The organism is Microbacterium sp., from assembly GCF_052099035.1.
GTDB lineage: Bacteria > Actinomycetota > Actinomycetes > Actinomycetales > Microbacteriaceae > Microbacterium.
In genome coordinates, this window is sequence record NZ_JBQDSX010000013.1 from 1 (window position 1) to 15,174 (window position 15,174).

At 65.5% G+C, this 15,174-nt stretch carries 11 protein-coding genes; 7 read left to right on the plus strand and 4 right to left on the minus strand.

Features of this window, described 5'->3' with window-relative positions:
- Positions 1-14 precede the first annotated feature (14 nt).
- From groES to ACTIAO_RS06015, 5 genes are all read left to right on the plus strand, one after another.
- The gene (gene groES / locus ACTIAO_RS05995) at positions 15-311 is read left to right on the plus strand and encodes a co-chaperone GroES (RefSeq protein WP_441905366.1); all 297 of its coding nucleotides are present in this window, start codon (positions 15-17) and stop codon (positions 309-311) included.
- 233 nt (positions 312-544) lie between these two features.
- On the plus strand, positions 545-1,729 hold the full coding sequence (locus tag ACTIAO_RS06000; protein WP_441905367.1) for a hypothetical protein: 1,185 nt from the start codon (positions 545-547) through the stop codon (positions 1,727-1,729).
- Positions 1,730-1,817: 88 nt separating this feature from the next.
- The gene (locus ACTIAO_RS06005) at positions 1,818-2,051 is read left to right on the plus strand and encodes a hypothetical protein (RefSeq protein ID WP_441905368.1); all 234 of its coding nucleotides are present in this window, start codon (positions 1,818-1,820) and stop codon (positions 2,049-2,051) included.
- Between the two features lie 56 nt (positions 2,052-2,107).
- Complete coding sequence (locus tag ACTIAO_RS06010; RefSeq protein WP_441905369.1) at positions 2,108-4,006, plus strand: dynamin family protein; 1,899 nt, start codon at positions 2,108-2,110, stop codon at positions 4,004-4,006.
- A complete protein-coding gene (locus ACTIAO_RS06015) occupies positions 4,003-5,634 on the plus strand; it encodes a dynamin family protein (protein WP_441905370.1) in 1,632 nt (543 codons plus the stop codon). The genes ACTIAO_RS06010 and ACTIAO_RS06015 overlap by 4 nt, the downstream gene beginning before the upstream one ends.
- A gap of 428 nt (positions 5,635-6,062) precedes the next feature.
- Here the strand turns inward: ACTIAO_RS06015 and ACTIAO_RS06020 are convergent, their stop codons facing one another.
- The 4 genes from ACTIAO_RS06020 to ACTIAO_RS06035 form a co-directional block, all read right to left on the minus strand.
- Positions 6,063-6,893 (minus strand): IniB N-terminal domain-containing protein, encoded by an 831-nt coding sequence (locus ACTIAO_RS06020; RefSeq protein WP_441905371.1) that lies wholly within the window; start codon positions 6,891-6,893, stop codon positions 6,063-6,065.
- A 116-nt stretch (positions 6,894-7,009) separates the two neighbouring features.
- On the minus strand, positions 7,010-9,598 hold the full coding sequence (locus ACTIAO_RS06025) for a LuxR C-terminal-related transcriptional regulator (protein WP_441905372.1): 2,589 nt from the start codon (positions 9,596-9,598) through the stop codon (positions 7,010-7,012).
- 14 nt (positions 9,599-9,612) lie between these two features.
- Positions 9,613-11,520 (minus strand): Hsp70 family protein, encoded by a 1,908-nt coding sequence (locus ACTIAO_RS06030; RefSeq protein ID WP_441905373.1) that lies wholly within the window; start codon positions 11,518-11,520, stop codon positions 9,613-9,615.
- Between the two features lie 121 nt (positions 11,521-11,641).
- Positions 11,642-12,676 carry an FUSC family protein gene (locus tag ACTIAO_RS06035; protein WP_441905374.1) on the minus strand — a complete coding sequence of 345 codons (1,035 nt, stop codon included), beginning with the start codon at positions 12,674-12,676 and terminating at the stop codon, positions 11,642-11,644.
- A gap of 41 nt (positions 12,677-12,717) precedes the next feature.
- Here ACTIAO_RS06035 and rarD point away from each other — a divergent pair, with 41 nt between their 5' ends.
- Together rarD and ACTIAO_RS06045 are read left to right on the plus strand one after the other, a co-directional pair.
- Positions 12,718-13,644, plus strand: coding sequence for an EamA family transporter RarD (gene rarD, locus ACTIAO_RS06040; protein ID WP_441905375.1), 927 nt, complete (start codon positions 12,718-12,720; stop codon positions 13,642-13,644).
- A gap of 94 nt (positions 13,645-13,738) precedes the next feature.
- Positions 13,739-15,004, plus strand: coding sequence for an ABC transporter substrate-binding protein (locus ACTIAO_RS06045; protein ID WP_441905376.1), 1,266 nt, complete (start codon positions 13,739-13,741; stop codon positions 15,002-15,004).
- Positions 15,005-15,174: the final 170 nt, after the last annotated feature.

Here is a 15,174-nt window from a genome sequence, read left to right on the forward strand (position 1 = left end):
AGAAGAGGTAGACCGTGTCGGTTTCCATCAAGCCGCTCGAAGACCGCATCGTCATTCAGCAGGTCGAGGCAGAGCAGACCACCGCGAGTGGACTGGTCATCCCCGACACCGCCAAGGAGAAGCCCCAGGAGGGCGAGGTCGTGGCCGTGGGCCCCGGCCGTATCGATGACAACGGCAACCGTGTTCCGCTCGACGTCGCCGTCGGCGACCGCGTCCTGTACAGCAAGTACGGCGGAACCGAGATCAAGTTCGGCGCCGATGAGTACCTCGTGCTCTCGGCTCGCGACGTTCTCGCCGTCGTCGTTCGCTGAGCTGAACCAAGCGCAGTGACCGTATAACAACGGTCAAGAAGGTCCGGATGCATCACGCATCCGGGCCTTCTTGCGTTTGTGCAGCAAGTTCCATGGTCCCCCCTGAACCCCCCAAGGATCCCCCGGGGGGTTCAGCCAAGCCTCGGGGGGAGCCCCGATGCCGTGAGAGCGGACGAGTTCCAGACTCGTACCACGAAGCCATTCCGGCAGTCTCACGAACAGAGGTAATCATCATGGCTGTAGAAGACAACCTGAACGTTCTCGGTCTCCAGTGGAACCTGGGGGTCGAAGACATCGGGAACACGAACGTCGAGGACAACACGGTCATCGCCGACAACGAGGTGGGCAATACCGACACCAACGTCGAGGACAACAACGTCGGCAATACCGAAACCGATGTCGAAGTCGAAGACAACGTCCTCATCAATGACTCGGGCAATGACTCGTCCGACAACTCGACCGACGTCGATGTCGATGTCGACCTCGAAGACTCGTTCAACGACAACGACGACTTCTCCGACACGGACTCGAACAATGACAACTCCAGCCTGAAGGACTCGATCAACGATTCCTTCCAGGACAATTCCGTGCACGATTCCGCCAATGACTTCTCGGTCAACGCCGGTATCCGCCAGTACAGCAACAGCCAGGTCGACGTTGAGGCACTGCTCGACGGCTCGGGTGTCGGTGGCGGTCATGGGCTCGGCGGCAGTGACATGGACCTGGACATCGACAGCCGCAGCACGGTCAACGATCAGTCCGTGAACCAGAACATCACGACCTCTTCGGGCTCAGGCGGCGCAGCAATTGCTGTCGGCGGCGACTCCGACGGCGGCTGGGGCGGACCGGCATTCTCGGGTGCAGCGGGGGGCGACACCGGCAACGGTGGCGACGCCGCAGCTGACGGCGGTACCGGCGTCGGCGTCGGTCTGCTCGGAGTTGGTGTCGGTGTCGGCGGCGATGCCGAGGGCGACGGCGGCAGCACCCAGGGTGCTGGCGATGCAGGCTCGCTCGCGGACGGCGGCAGCGCTGACGGTGGTGACGGCGGCAACGCCTTCGCCGGAGCCGGCGATGCCTCGGGCGGCAACGTCTCGCAGTACTTCGGCCAGTCGAGCAATGTCGCTTCGGGCGACGGATCGGTCGCAGCTGGCGACGACGCCGATATCACCAACATCGATACCGACATCAATGTTGGCGACATCAACATCGGCAACGAGTACTTCGATGAGTCGTTCAACACCGATCTGTCCGACAACTGGTCAGTCAACGACTCGTTCCAGGACAACTCGATGACCGACAACTCCGACACCCTGTCTGTCGAGGACTCCTTCCAGGACAACTCGCTCGACGTGGAAGTCGACGTCGAAAACTCGAACGTCGCCAGCCCCTTCGGCGACGCGAACGAGCTCGATTTCTGAGTCGAACTCCACAACGTGCCCGGCCTCCCTTTCGGGGGGCCGGGCATACCAGTACACTCCGAAGCATCCCGATCTGAAAGCGTGACCGATGTCCAGCGACGAGCTCGAGCCGACCGGAGCCTCCGGTTCCGGCGGCGAGTCCTGGAATGAACCCGATGACGCTTCCCCCGATCTCACCGGAATGAACATGTTCACCGAGGAGATCCAGAACGTCGACGCGTCAGATTGGGACGTCGACAGCAACTCACTCTGGGGTGATGAGGGAACGGATATCGTCGCCGATATCGGGGGCGGACCGTTCGACATTGATTTTCCGGGCTGACCCGGAGACTGATTTCCGGGCTGACCCCGGGTATGGCAGGGAACAGGGGAGTTCACGTGCCGAACAGGAATATTGGGACCAGGCCGATCGTCGACGTTGTCCGCGAGGTCAGCGATCTCGCCGCGTCCACCGGGCGCACCGACCTCTCCGAGAGGCTCGAGCAGACCAGGGCGCGTCTGCGCGACCCCGGAGTCCGTGTGATCATCGTCGGGGAGTTCAAACAGGGCAAGAGCAAGCTCATCAACGCGCTGGTGAACGCCCCGGTGTGCCCCGTCGACGATGACGTCGCCACCAGCGTCCCGATGACCGTCGGATACGCCGACGAGGCGTCTGCGTGGGTGGTGGAGGAGACGGATGCGCCGCCAGCGAAGACATCGCGGAAGCCGGTGCCGCATCCGGTCGAACGGCGCGAGATTCCGCTGGAAGATCTGGCCCAGTTCGTCTCAGAACATGGCAATCCGGCCAATGAACGGGGTCTCGTCTCCGCCGAGGTGCTGCTGCCCCGTGAGATTCTCAAGGGCGGGCTGAAGCTCGTCGACTCGCCCGGCGTCGGTGGTCTGGACTCGTCCAACGCGCTGGCAACCCTGTCAGCGTTGTCCACCGCGCATGCCGTGCTGGTTGTCTCCGACGCATCGCAGGAGTACACCGAACCTGAGGTGCAGTTCCTCAAGCACGCTATGCGCATCTCCCCGAATGTCGCGGCTGTCCTCGCGAAGACCGACCTTTACCCGCAATGGCGCCAGGTGGAGAGCATCGATCGCGGGCACCTGGAAGACGTCGGTGACGTGCCGATCTTCTCGGTCTCCAGCGACCTGCGATTGCTCGCGGCAGATCTGCAGGACCGTGAGCTCAACGACGAGTCGGGTTTCCCCGCGCTCGTCGCGCATCTGCGCCGTGAGGTTCTCGGCCGTGCCGAGGTGATCCACGAGCGCAGCGCGGTGCACGATCTCCTCTCGGTCGTCGAGCAGCTGGCCATCTCGATGCGCGCCGAGCTGAATGCGCTGCAGAACCCGCAGGACACTCCGCGCATGATCGCCGAGCTCGAAGATGCCAAAGCGAAAGCCGACGAGTTCCGTGGCCGTTCCGCACGCTGGCAAGTCACCCTGACCGATGGTGTCACCGACCTCATCGCCGATATGGAGCATGACCTGCGCGACCGTCTGCGCACGGTGCAGCGCGAGGCCGAGCAGGCCATCGAAGAGGGCGACCCCGGTCCGATCTGGGATCAGATCAGCGAGTGGATCGATCAGCGCGCGACCGCCGCAGTGACAGAGACGTTCGTGTGGACCGATGAGCGTTCGAGGTGGCTGGCCGAGGAGGTCGCCGATCTGTTCAGCGAGGGGGAATCCTCGATCCCCGCGATCGATGTGGGCAGCACCGACGGCGTCCTCGACCCGGTCGAGCCCATCGCGGGACTCGATCCCGGACGCATGGGGGCGGGGGAGAAGATCTACATCGGGGTGCGCGGCTCCTACGGAGGTGTGCTCATGGTGGGGCTTGCGACGGGCCTGATCGGGATGGCGCTGATCAATCCGCTGTCATTGCTGGCTGGCGTTCTCGTCGGACGCCGCGCCTACCGCGAGGACATGCATGCGCGCCTGGCGCGCCGCCAGCAGGAGGCGAAGCTCCTCGTGCGCCGCTACATCGATGAGGTCATCTTCCAGGTCGGTAAACAGCTGAAAGACCGCTTGCGCCTCGTGCAGCGCACCGCGCGCGACCACTTCGGGTCGATGGCAGAGGAACTGCACCGCTCGCTCTCCGAAGCGCTGAACTCCGCTAAGGCCGCGGCAGGCACTTTCACCGTGACGCGGGATGAACGGGTGATCACCCTCCAGGAGAAGATCGCCGGGCTCGACAGCATCCGCGAGGTGATTCCGGAGCTACCGGCCGCGCCGGAGCAGCACAGCCTTCCGGAGCGGCCCTCGGCACCCGCAGCGGCGGAGACCACCCGATGAGGGCCGATGTGATCGCCGATACCGACGCGGTGCTGGCAGCTGCCGGCGAGGTGTACCGTCGGGACTCAGCCGTGCTGGCTGGCCTCGACCAGCTCCGTACCCGGCTGCATGAACCGCTCCGTCTGGCGCTTGCCGGCATGGTCAAGGCTGGCAAATCCACACTGCTCAATGCCATGCTCGGCGAGCAGATCGCACCGACGGACACCGGGGAATGCACGAGAGTCGTCACCTGGTACCGCTACAGCGCGACACCGACGATCACGATGCATCCGCGCGTCGGCGCACCGCGGCGCATGCCGATTCGGCGTGCGGGCGGGCGTCTGGTCCTCACTCTTGACGGGCTCACGGCTGAAGAGGTCGGCTGGATCGACATCGGCTGGCCGTTGGACGGGCTGAAGTCGGTGATCCTCATCGATACGCCGGGAATCGGCTCACTTTCCGTGGACACCTCCTCGCGCACGGAGAGCTTCCTCACCCCCGACTCCTCACCCTCCACAGCCGACGCCGTCGTCTATCTGATGCGCCACCTGCACGGTGCCGACGTGCACTTTCTCGAAGCATTCCGTGACACAGCGGCGGGAACCGCGCAGACCGTGTGCGCTGTGGGGGTGCTCTCGCGCTCGGATGAGATCGGCTCCGGGCGCATCGACTCGCTGCTCTCGGCCGGAAGGGTCGCGCAGCGGTACGAGCGCGACGGGGACCTGGCATCTCTCGTGCTTCGGGTCGTGCCGGTCGCGGGACTGCTGGCCGAGGGTGCTCGGACGCTGCGCGAGAGTGAGTACATCGCCCTGCGAGAGCTGGCCGGGCTCGCGCGCGACGACCGGGAAAAACTGCTCGTCTCAGCGGACAGGTTCACACGCCCGTCGACGACGACAACAGTCAGCACGAGCGTCAGGGAGGACCTGCTTGACCGTTTCGGCATCTTCGGAGTACGCCTGGCGACCGCACTCATCCGCGGCGGCGTGCGCACCTCTTCGGAGCTGTCCGATCAGATGGTGCAGCAGAGCGGACTCATCGAACTGCAGGAGTTCGTCGACGCGCAGTTTCGCACGAGAGCGGCGGTCCTCAAGACGCGCGGTGTGCTGCTGGAGCTCCAGCAGCTGTTGCGCACGCATCCTCGGGATGGGTTGGACGAGGTGCACGCCGGAATCGAGCGCATCGCGATGGCTGCGCACACCCTGCGTGAGCTGGACCTGCTGGCCAGGGCACGGTCGGACGGGTTGCCGCTGTCGGATGCTGACGCCGCCGAGGCGCAGCGGATCGCCGGGGGCGATGGCACAGCCGCGCACACGCGTCTCGGGCTGTCGGCCGATGCCGACCCCGACGCCCTCCAGCGGAGCGTGCGCGAGCGGATCGATCACTGGCGTCGACTGCGTGAATCGCCGACCGCCGAGCGGGCGACGATCGACGTCTGCCAGACGATCCTGCGCAGTCTCGACGAGATCGCCTCAGAAATCGGTGCTGGTCGGAGCCTCAGGTCCCCGGCGGACATCATGCTGGCGAGCAGTCCAGGCGATGGCTCTGGGGAGGATGCTGGCGAGCAGACCGAGCAGGACAAGCGCCGCCTGCGCCGCAAGAAGCGCTGGAATCGGTTGACCGCGCTGACCCAGCGCCACCCACTCCGGTGACAGCAGCACGACCAGCGCCTGAACGACGAACGTCGCGAGCTGCCACCAGCGGGTGCCGGGGCGCCTGCTCATGAACGACACCATCAGCACGATCTGAATGAGCAGCACGCTGAGGATCGCCGCGAACACGATCCAGAAGATGATGTCGGCGGCGGTCTTGTAGGTGGCATCATCCCGGCCATCGGTCACGCCCTTGGCGACGTCGGCGATCAGCGGCAGGAGGTCCTGCCGGATGATGAAGAAGTACACCGCGGTGAACCCGCCGACGGCGAAGCTGATGATCCACAGGAACTGGCTCAGACGCACGGAGAAGGGCGGCGGCACTTTCACCAGGACCGGAGCGGCACTCGCGCCGCGAACGGGAGGACGCGTGGGCGCCTCACGTTTCGGCGGACTGCCGTTTCCGGGAGCCGGATTGGTCTGTATTGTCACTGGCCTTCGACCGGTTCCTCGATCATCGGCTCATCCGCGGCCACGGTCGCGGCATCCGGCTCGTAGGAGTCGTCCACCGTTGCAGTCATATCGGATTCGAGCGCGTCTGCGGGTTCTTCGACGACGGCTGCGGCCTCGACCGGTGGTGCTTCCGCGACGGTCACGCTGCTGTTGTCCACATTGCTTTCCTCGACAGTGACGTCGACGTCGACGGAGTTGTCCTGGGCCGAGTCGTCCACGACCTGGGTATCGGAGGCGTCGTTCTGGGAGTTGTCCTGGAACGAGTCATCGATACTCGAGTTATCGGAGTTGTCCTGGTTGTAGGAACCGGTGTACTCGTCATTGCCGATCGACACATCTCCGGTGGTGATATCGGTGTCGGTATCGGTGATGGTGGCGTCATCGCCGGCTGCGACCGATTCATCGCCCGAGGCGACCACGGCGTCCTGATCGAAGATCTGCGTCACATCTCCGCCGTCCGTCCAGATGTTCTGGTTCACGGACTGGTCAACGATGGTCGAGCGGGCATCGATCGTGGTGAACTGGTTCACCAGGCGGACGATCTCGTTGATCACGGGATCCGGCGGCGTCGGCGGGTTCGGCGGCTCGGGCGGGCCTGGGTGCGGGGGCCTCGGTGCCACCGACGGGTGATCGACGATCACCGGTGCCACTGAGCGCACATCCGCGACGCAGGCGCTCTGGACACCACCGCGCATCATTGCCGCCTCCGGATCCGCGGTGAACTCCTCCACCGCATCCGGATCTCGCAGAAGGCTGAGTATGAAGGAGATCAGCGCGTCAGCGATGGTCTCTACAGGTGAAATCATGAGGTGACCTCTTCGCCTTGCTCGAATATTGATTCACTTTGTGGGGAGCTAATCAGGAGCGTATTGCGCCTCCTTACGGCGAGCATCGGGGGGACCCCCGATAGATCGCGCAGACGTTAGGGGGGTGGCTCCGCATCCCCCGGGTGCGTAGGAACGGGGCCCGTCGAACTCGAGTCGGACCCGAGGAGCTGGCGCAGTTTCGCGATGACTTCAGAGCGCGAATTGGCACCCAGACGGCGACGAATATGCGCAATGTGATGCTCCGCCGTTCGCGGCGATATGAAGATCGTCTCGCCGATCTCGGCGTACGTCTTGCCCTCGACGACGAGGCGCGCAACATCGAGCTCGCGCTCGCTGAGTACTTCTTGCGGAGTGCTGTTCGATGCCGTTGTGACATCGGTTCCGTTCGCAGCGATCGCCCTGCGCGATCCGTCGATCGGATGCAGTTCCCTGGCGCATGAGAGCAACCGCGCCGACACCTTGCGGTCCTGCGACCTGGCAGCGCCGTGGCCGGCGAGTCGGGCGGCATCCCACATGAGACCGATGGATGCCAGCTCGTGCGCGGCGTGCTCGACAGCATCCGCGTCGACCGTGCCGCCGAGCACCGAGGTCCAGATGCGTCCGGCCCTGGCCATCGTTCCCGCGATGGGGCTGTGCGGCGCGGCATCCACGAGCACCTTCGCATGCGGGCGCAGCGATTCGGGGCTGTTCAGGAGGATGCCGTTCTGAATGCCGGCCCAGCGCAGGTGGGCAGACCACAGCGCCGGGCTGCCGACCCCGTCGACGACCCGCAGCGCGTGCTCGAACTGCGGACGGATGCGTTCGGCGTCGCCGACGCGGGACGCCGTGCTGATGAGCTCGGCAAGCGGATGCAGTAGATAGAGGTCGATATCCACCCGCAGCAGGCTCGCTCTGGCCTGATGCCATGCCTCCTCCAGCCCGGTGGCATCGTCATACCTGCGTGCGATCGCAACCTGCACCGCTCGGGTGAGCAGCAGGTCGCGCGGCGAGCGAGCTTCCCCGGCAGCTGCGAGCGCTTTTCGCGCCTCGGTGGGGCGTGCCATCTGGACAGCGATCCACGCACGCCAGAGCAGCAGGCGCGGCCGGGCCCATGCTCCGCCCTGCGCACCGGCGATCGCATCGTCGATCACCGAGCGCGCTGTTGCGAGACCACCGAGATTCAGCGCGACGACCGCGGCGATGACGGCGGGAAGCTCAGGGATGCCGGTGGCCTCGTGTGACGTCGTATACATCTCGGATGCGCGCACGAGATCTGCGAGAGACCTCTCCGCGCCTTCCGGGGTGACCGAGGAATCGAGTCCGCGTTTCATCAGGCTCATCGCGACGCCGAGAGTCGACGGTGCCGGTTCCTGGGCCGCGACGACGCCGCCGGGTTCCGGATCGGTCGTTGTCTGGGCGAGGACGCCGACAGCGAGTTCGGCGATGCGTGCACGGACCGCGGAAATTGGATTCGATGGCGGCGACACCCGGTAGACGGCGCGCGCCTGCTCCATCATTCCGCGCGCGGCCCAGATCGCCGCCGTCGTGTCGGCGAGACGATCACGCTCGCAGGTGTCCAGCATCGGCGCAGACAGCGGGCCGGCCTCATCGACGAGTGCGCTCGCCGCATCGAGGTTGCCGCTCGCCCAGGCAGCTGCTGCCCGACTTCCGGCCAGCAATGCGGCATCCGCTCCGGAATGGATGGCTCCCTGGTACAGCTCGGCAGCCCGGAGGGGATGCGTGGGCAGGAGCAGATCGGCATGGCGGATCAGCGCCTCGCTTGTGGATCGCGTGCCGCTGCCGCCGTCATCGGATGCGTTCTCCAGTGCGACGAGGCGGCCCGCCGGCATGCTCGCACGTACGGTGCTGCGCACGAGCGGAACCGGCTGCCCGCTGCGCAGCAGCAGACCCTCGGCATAGCCGTGGACGATGTGTTCACCGGCCTCATCAGTCGCGCGTGGCAGGCCGGGAGCAGCGATGCAGATCCGCTCGATCTCATCGCGCAGGGCAGGGTGGACCAGGCTCATCCGGTGCGCGATGCGCTCTTCGAGAGTCGCCCTCAGCTCGTGGTGAGTCGCGTCACCGCGGCAGTCCCTGCCGTCGTGCGCGCGCAATGCCTCCAAAACGAGCCAGGAGACGCCGCCGGAGATCTCGAGAATGTCGCTCGCGCACGCGTCGGACAGTTGCAGTTCCTGGTCGCACAGATAGGTCAGCAGGTCCGCCCGTGACACGTGTCCGAGCACCACGCTCGGACGGTGCTGCTCGAGCTGCTGGGCGATCTCGGCGATGCCCTCGTCCCATCTCGAGGGACGCAGCGCGACGATGAGCGCAGCATCCGGGTCCGCTGCACGAGCACGCAGCTGAGCGAGCTGGTCGGCACCAGCCCGGTGCAGGTCGTCGACGATCAGGACGTGGGAGCGTGGAACCACAGCGATATCGGGGCCGCCGGGGCGCGTGTACACGGCATCGCGTGCCCGCTCGGTGAGCAGTGCCTGGAGATGTCGCAGCGTTGCAGTCTTCCCGGAGCCGGCATTGCCGACCACCAGCACGCGCGGAGTGAAGTCGGACACGGCCGCGACGGCAGGGCTGATCATCCGCTCCCAGAGCGGCGGAGGTGCCGGTACACCCAGCATCGAGCCCGAGGCGTACTCGGGCGCTTCCGGCGCCGCTGGGGGAAGCCGGTTCTCATCGGTGAGCATGCTCATGGCGTGTTCTCCGATCACAGGGGGTCGGCAGCGGGGCCCTGGGTCGGTTCCGTTGCTGGTGTGTCGGCCGGTGCAGGGTCTGCGGGAGTGTCTGACAGGGGGGTCGGCTCAGAAGGCGTGTTCTCCACCGGAGGTGCGGTCTCTGCCGGGGGCTCGGAGTCGGGTGTCGTGGTGTCGGGTGTCGTCGTCGTGGTGTCCGGTGTTGTTGCCGGTGGTGTCGTGGTGTCCGGTGTCGTGGTGTCCGGTGTCGTCGCCGGCGGTGTCGTCGTGTCTGGAGTCGTGGTGGTGGGGGTCGTCGTGTCCGGCGTCGTCGCTGCGGCGGGCTTTGAGACGGGCACGACGGTCGGCGCGGAACCGGGAGGCGTCGTCGGTTCGATTTTCGGCCCCGCACCGAAGGACTTCGCGGGAGTCGTCGCCGGAGTCTTGCTGGGGTTCTTCGCCAGGGTCCTCGTCGGGGTCTTCGCCGATATGGTTCCGTCAGTATCCGGCGCTTTGGGCGTGGTGGCGGCCGTGGCCGGGGAAGGCGTAGGCATCGCCGGTGCGGGCGACATCGGCAGATGCAGAATCGTGGTCGCGGCTTCCTGCACGAAGTCCGGCCACCGCGTCCCCGCGGCGGTGGTGCTGCTGAACACGATCGAGACGGCGATGAACACCGCAGCCCCCGCGAGCAGCAGCGGAGAAGTCGACCGGGATGGCTTCGAGAACAGTGGCCGCAGAAGCGCCAGCATGCCGGCGCGCTGCGGTTCTCGCTCCGGTCTCGGAGCCTCCGCCTTGTCCGATCTCGTGGTCGGCACGAGCGCAGTGCTGGTCGCGTCGTCTGCGGAGGCATCCGCGGCATCGGCGACGCGGAGCATGTCGCCGGCGATACGGGCCGCCCCGAGAACCGTGGATGCTGCGGTGTCGGCATCCGCGATGAGAGGGAGATCGAACCGTTCGGAAAGTCGCTGCGCGACCAGCGGAATGCACGATGATCCGCCGCTGAGAATGATGGCATGCACGTGGTCGGCGGGCACAGCAGCTGACTCGATCGCGAGGTCGAGTGCATCGATGGTCCGATCGATGTCGGCCGTGATCATGTCTTCGAGCTCGGACCGGGTGACGCGCACGCTCGCCTCACTCGAGGGGCGAGCCAGATGCACGGTCGCGTCGCCAGCGGACGAAAGGAGCTTCTTGGCACTGATGACTTCACGGCGCACGTCGGCGATCGCTGCCAGGGGGACGTCACCGTCGCCGACGGCTCCATCACCGAGCACATGCCGCATCAGGGCGTCGTCGAAGTTCGCCCCGCCCAGGTGCTCGATGCGCACCTGCTCGCCCATCGGCTGGTAGCGCCCGACAGAACGCCGACGCAGGACACGAGCATCGAATGTCGTGCCGCCGAGGTCGTAGACCGCGAGGAGTTGACCCGGATCGGGTGGAAGCACTGCCTCGAGCTGCCGGACCGATGCCTCGGATCCGCTCAGCAGTACGGGGTCATCGATACGTGCCCGTCCCAGGGCCGCCCGCAGGCGCTCCAGACGGTGACCGCCCCAGGAATCGGGGTAGGTGACGGCGATCAGGGTCGGCTGTGCGCCCTCTGAGGCAGAAACCTCATCGACCACCCACCCGCACACCCGAGCGACGAGATCCTCGGCCGGGATGGCATGCGGACCGATCATCACGGGAATGTCATTGCCGACATCGTGCAGGAACTCGCGCGCCAGCAGGTGCGGATGCTCGAGGCCGTGCTGCGCGGCGGTATCACCGAAAGTGAGCGCACCGTTGTCATCGACGAACGCGATACAAGAGGCGCTGTACTCACTAGCGCTTAGTGAGAACAGAGCTGGGATGTTGTCATATGCATCGCGAGCGTCGTGGACAACTGCCGCTGTGACACGGCTATTGCCGACATCGATCGCGAGTGCGAAAGTTGATTCACTCACGTTTTTCAAACGAACTGGGTACCGGCTGTGCAGCATCGTTCAGGTCATGCGCACTTTCAGGTGGTGCTCATCATAGGACTGTTCGGTCGATCCCGCCAGAGAGATAGTCAAATCGACGGACTTATTTTTCTAAAGCTGCTGCTTCCGTAGCATCCGCACGCTTTCGACGCGCCACGATGTACGCGTGACCGCTCGACATCAGGATGATCGCCGCTGCGGCGCCGATCAGCGTATAGAGGGCGCGCTCTCCGATGGCGAGCAGGAGATCGTGTGGCGTTCCGGAGGTCTGGAGCACGACGGCCGGGGTCAGCAGCATCGCGAACACCCAGTACGGCAGTTTCAGGTTGGCGTAGGCGGCGCCGATCGTGAGCACGAACGCGATGATCGTGATGACCGCGGGGATGCCGCGCAGCACCTCGACGAGGATGACAGCCACCAAGGCGCCGGCGAGGGTGCCACCGACGCGTTCGAGCATCCGACGGGTGGAGTCGGAATAGTACGGCTGCACGACGACGAAGAAGGTCAGGATGATCCACCACGATGCCGGGTCCAGCCACTGCATGCAGATATAGGCGGTGATGCCGATGAGGATGCCGAGCGCTGCGCCGAAGTAGCGTGCCGTGTGGCCGGGCACCGAGCGGGGCGACTTCACCCCCATGGCACGGATGACGAAAGCCCCCATCAGCGTCGTCCACAGGCCGCCCGCAGCGATGTACGCCATCGCGACGAGGCCGGATGCGATCGAGGCATCGGCGGCGACCGTGCCGCCGGGCAGGGCAACATGCAGGTTGCCGATGAGCGCGTACGCGACAAGAGGACCGGCGAACGCACCCATCAGGTGCCACCCGCGCATCGCCGAGAGGCCGGTGGCCACACCGATGGCAGCGAGGAACACCGCTCCCAGTATCGGGTCATCACGCAGCAGGAGAGCGATGCCCATGAGCAACGGCGTGAGAATGGATGCCGCGAGTGCGAGGCGTCGGTGCGTGTACAGCCCCATGAGTGCGGGCAGCATCCCGAGATACCAGAGGCTCCCGTTCGCATGCAGAGGTGATGCGCTGAGCGCGACCATCGGTGCGACGACCACCAGCGCCATGACGACGAGCATCACGACGCCAGCCTTGTGCGCTGTGCGCGGCGACGAATCCGGATGCATGGCTTCACGCTAACCCAGGGCCTTCGCCCTAGGGTGGAGCGGTGAGTATCGTCGCATCCCCGCGAAGCCGGGCAACCGGGGCCGCATACGCGGGAGGCGCCTACCTTCTCTGGGGCGTATTGCCGCTGTACTTCCTTCTGCTTCTGCCTACCGGCGCCTGGGAGATCGTCGCGGCTCGCGTGATCTTCTCCTTCGTGTTCTGTCTTCTGCTGCTCACGTTCGCCGGTGGCTGGCCCCGCATCATCGCGATCATCCGTCAGCCGCGACTGCTCGGCTGGACTGCGCTGGCGGGCCTTCTCATCTACATCAACTGGCAAGTGTTCGTCATCGGCACCCTGAGCAACAACGTGATCGAGACGTCGCTCGGCTACTTCATGAATCCCATCTTCACCGTGCTGCTGGGCGTGTTCGTACTGCGCGAAAGCATCCGCAGGCTGCAGTGGATCGCGATCGGCATCGCTGCGCTCGCCGTCGTCGCGATCATCGTCGGCTACGGATCATTCCCGTGGATCGCTCTGTCGCTGACGGCATCCTTCGGCCTGTACGGCCTGGTCAAGAAGAAGATCGGGCCGGCCGTGGATGCTGCCAGCGGACTCACCCTCGAATCCTTCTGGCTGCTCCCGATCGCGGTGGTGCAGCTGATCATCGTCGCGCAGACTTCCGGGCTCACCTTCGGGACTGTGAGTCCCTGGCACACGCTGCTGCTGGTGTTCGCCGGCGTCGCCACAGCTGTGCCGCTGCTGCTGTTCGCCGCTGGTGCCCGCCGCATCAACCTCAGCGTGATCGGGATGATCCAGTTCATCACTCCGATCATGCAGTTCCTCACCGGCGTCCTGATTCTGCACGAGCCGATGCCGACGGAGCGGTGGATCGGGTTCATTCTGGTGTGGATCGCGGTCGGGGTGTTCATCGTCGATCTCCTCATCGTCGCCGGTCGCAATCGTGTCCGAACTGTTGCAGACCGTTAACGCATCGCAACACACGCGTGACCTCTTCCCATATACGTTTAGGTCACGGACGGCGCCCGAGTCGTTCGCGGATCATGAATAGCAAGGGAGCAGCATGAGCGTCTTCACAAACATGCGCACGCGTAAAATCCTCGGCGGTGTCGCCCTGGTCAGCGCGAGCGCGATGGTATTAGCGGGTTGCAGCGGAGGCGGCAACACCGGTGAAACCGACGAGCCGGCGGCGCCGACTGATCGTGAAGCACTCACGCTCAGCATCGGAACAGTCCTGCCGCAGACCGGTCAGCTCGCCTACCTCGGCCCGCCCGAGGAAGCCGGTGTCGGCCTCGCCGTAACCGAGATCAACGAGGCAGACCTCGGCATCACCGTCGAAGTCGAGTACGGTGACTCGGGCGACCCCGACAACAAGGCATTCGAGACCACGGTCCCGCGACTGCTCGACTCCGGGGTCTCGGCGATCATCGGTGCCGCATCGTCCGGTGTCACGAAGCTGTTCCTCGACCAGGCGGTCAGCGCGGGTGTCATCACCTTCTCGCCGGCCAACACCTCGCCGGACTTCACCGAGTGGCCCGATGACAACCTCTACTGGCGCACCGCCCCCAGCGACCTGCTCCAGGGTGAGGTCCTCGCCAGCGAGATCGGCATCGACGGTCACGCGAACCTCGGCATCATCTACCTGAACGACGCGTACGGTTCGGGTCTGGAGAAGTCGCTCACCGAGAACTTCGAGGCAGGCGGCGGCACGGTCGTGGCATCCGAGGCGTACAACGCCAACGACACCTCGTTCGACGCACAGATCTCGACGATCCTCGCACAGAGCCCCGACGCGATCGCCGTGATCGGCTTCGAGGAGACCTCGACGATCGTTCCGGCCTTCATTTCGAGCGGATTCGACGGCAGCAAGTTCTACTTCGTTGACGGCAACACCCAGCAGTGGGGTGCCGACATGCCGGTCTCGATCGAGGGCAGTAAGGGAACCCAGCCGGGTCCCGTGCTCGAGGACGACTTCCAGCAGCGTCTGATCGACCAGTGGCAGGAGCAGTCGGGCAAGGAGCTCGTCGACTTCAACTACGCTGCTGAGTCCTACGACGCCGTGGTGCTGCTCGCTCTGGCCTCGCTCGTCGCGAACTCCACGGATGCACCCGAGATCGCGGGCGCGCTCCAGGAGGTCTCCGGCGGAGCTGGCGACGGTGAGAAGTGCGACACGTTCGCGGACTGCGCGCAGATCATCCTCGACGGCGGCACGGCCGACTACGACGGATACTCCGGCGCGATCACGTTCGATGACAACGGTGACCCGACTGAGGCGACCATCGGCGTCTTCCAGTACGGAGCCGACAACACCCACACGCGCATCAACTGATACGCGGGTCGAAGGGGCCGGATGCTACGGCATCCGGCCCCTTTGCGTGCGCGTGCGCGGTGCGCGGGTGCGTTTCGGGTGGCGTGGGCTGGATTTCGTGGCTGGGGGCGCGTGCCGGCCGTGGTTTCCATCCCGCGCCCCGGTGCGAGAGCGGCTGAGCCGGGTGCGGG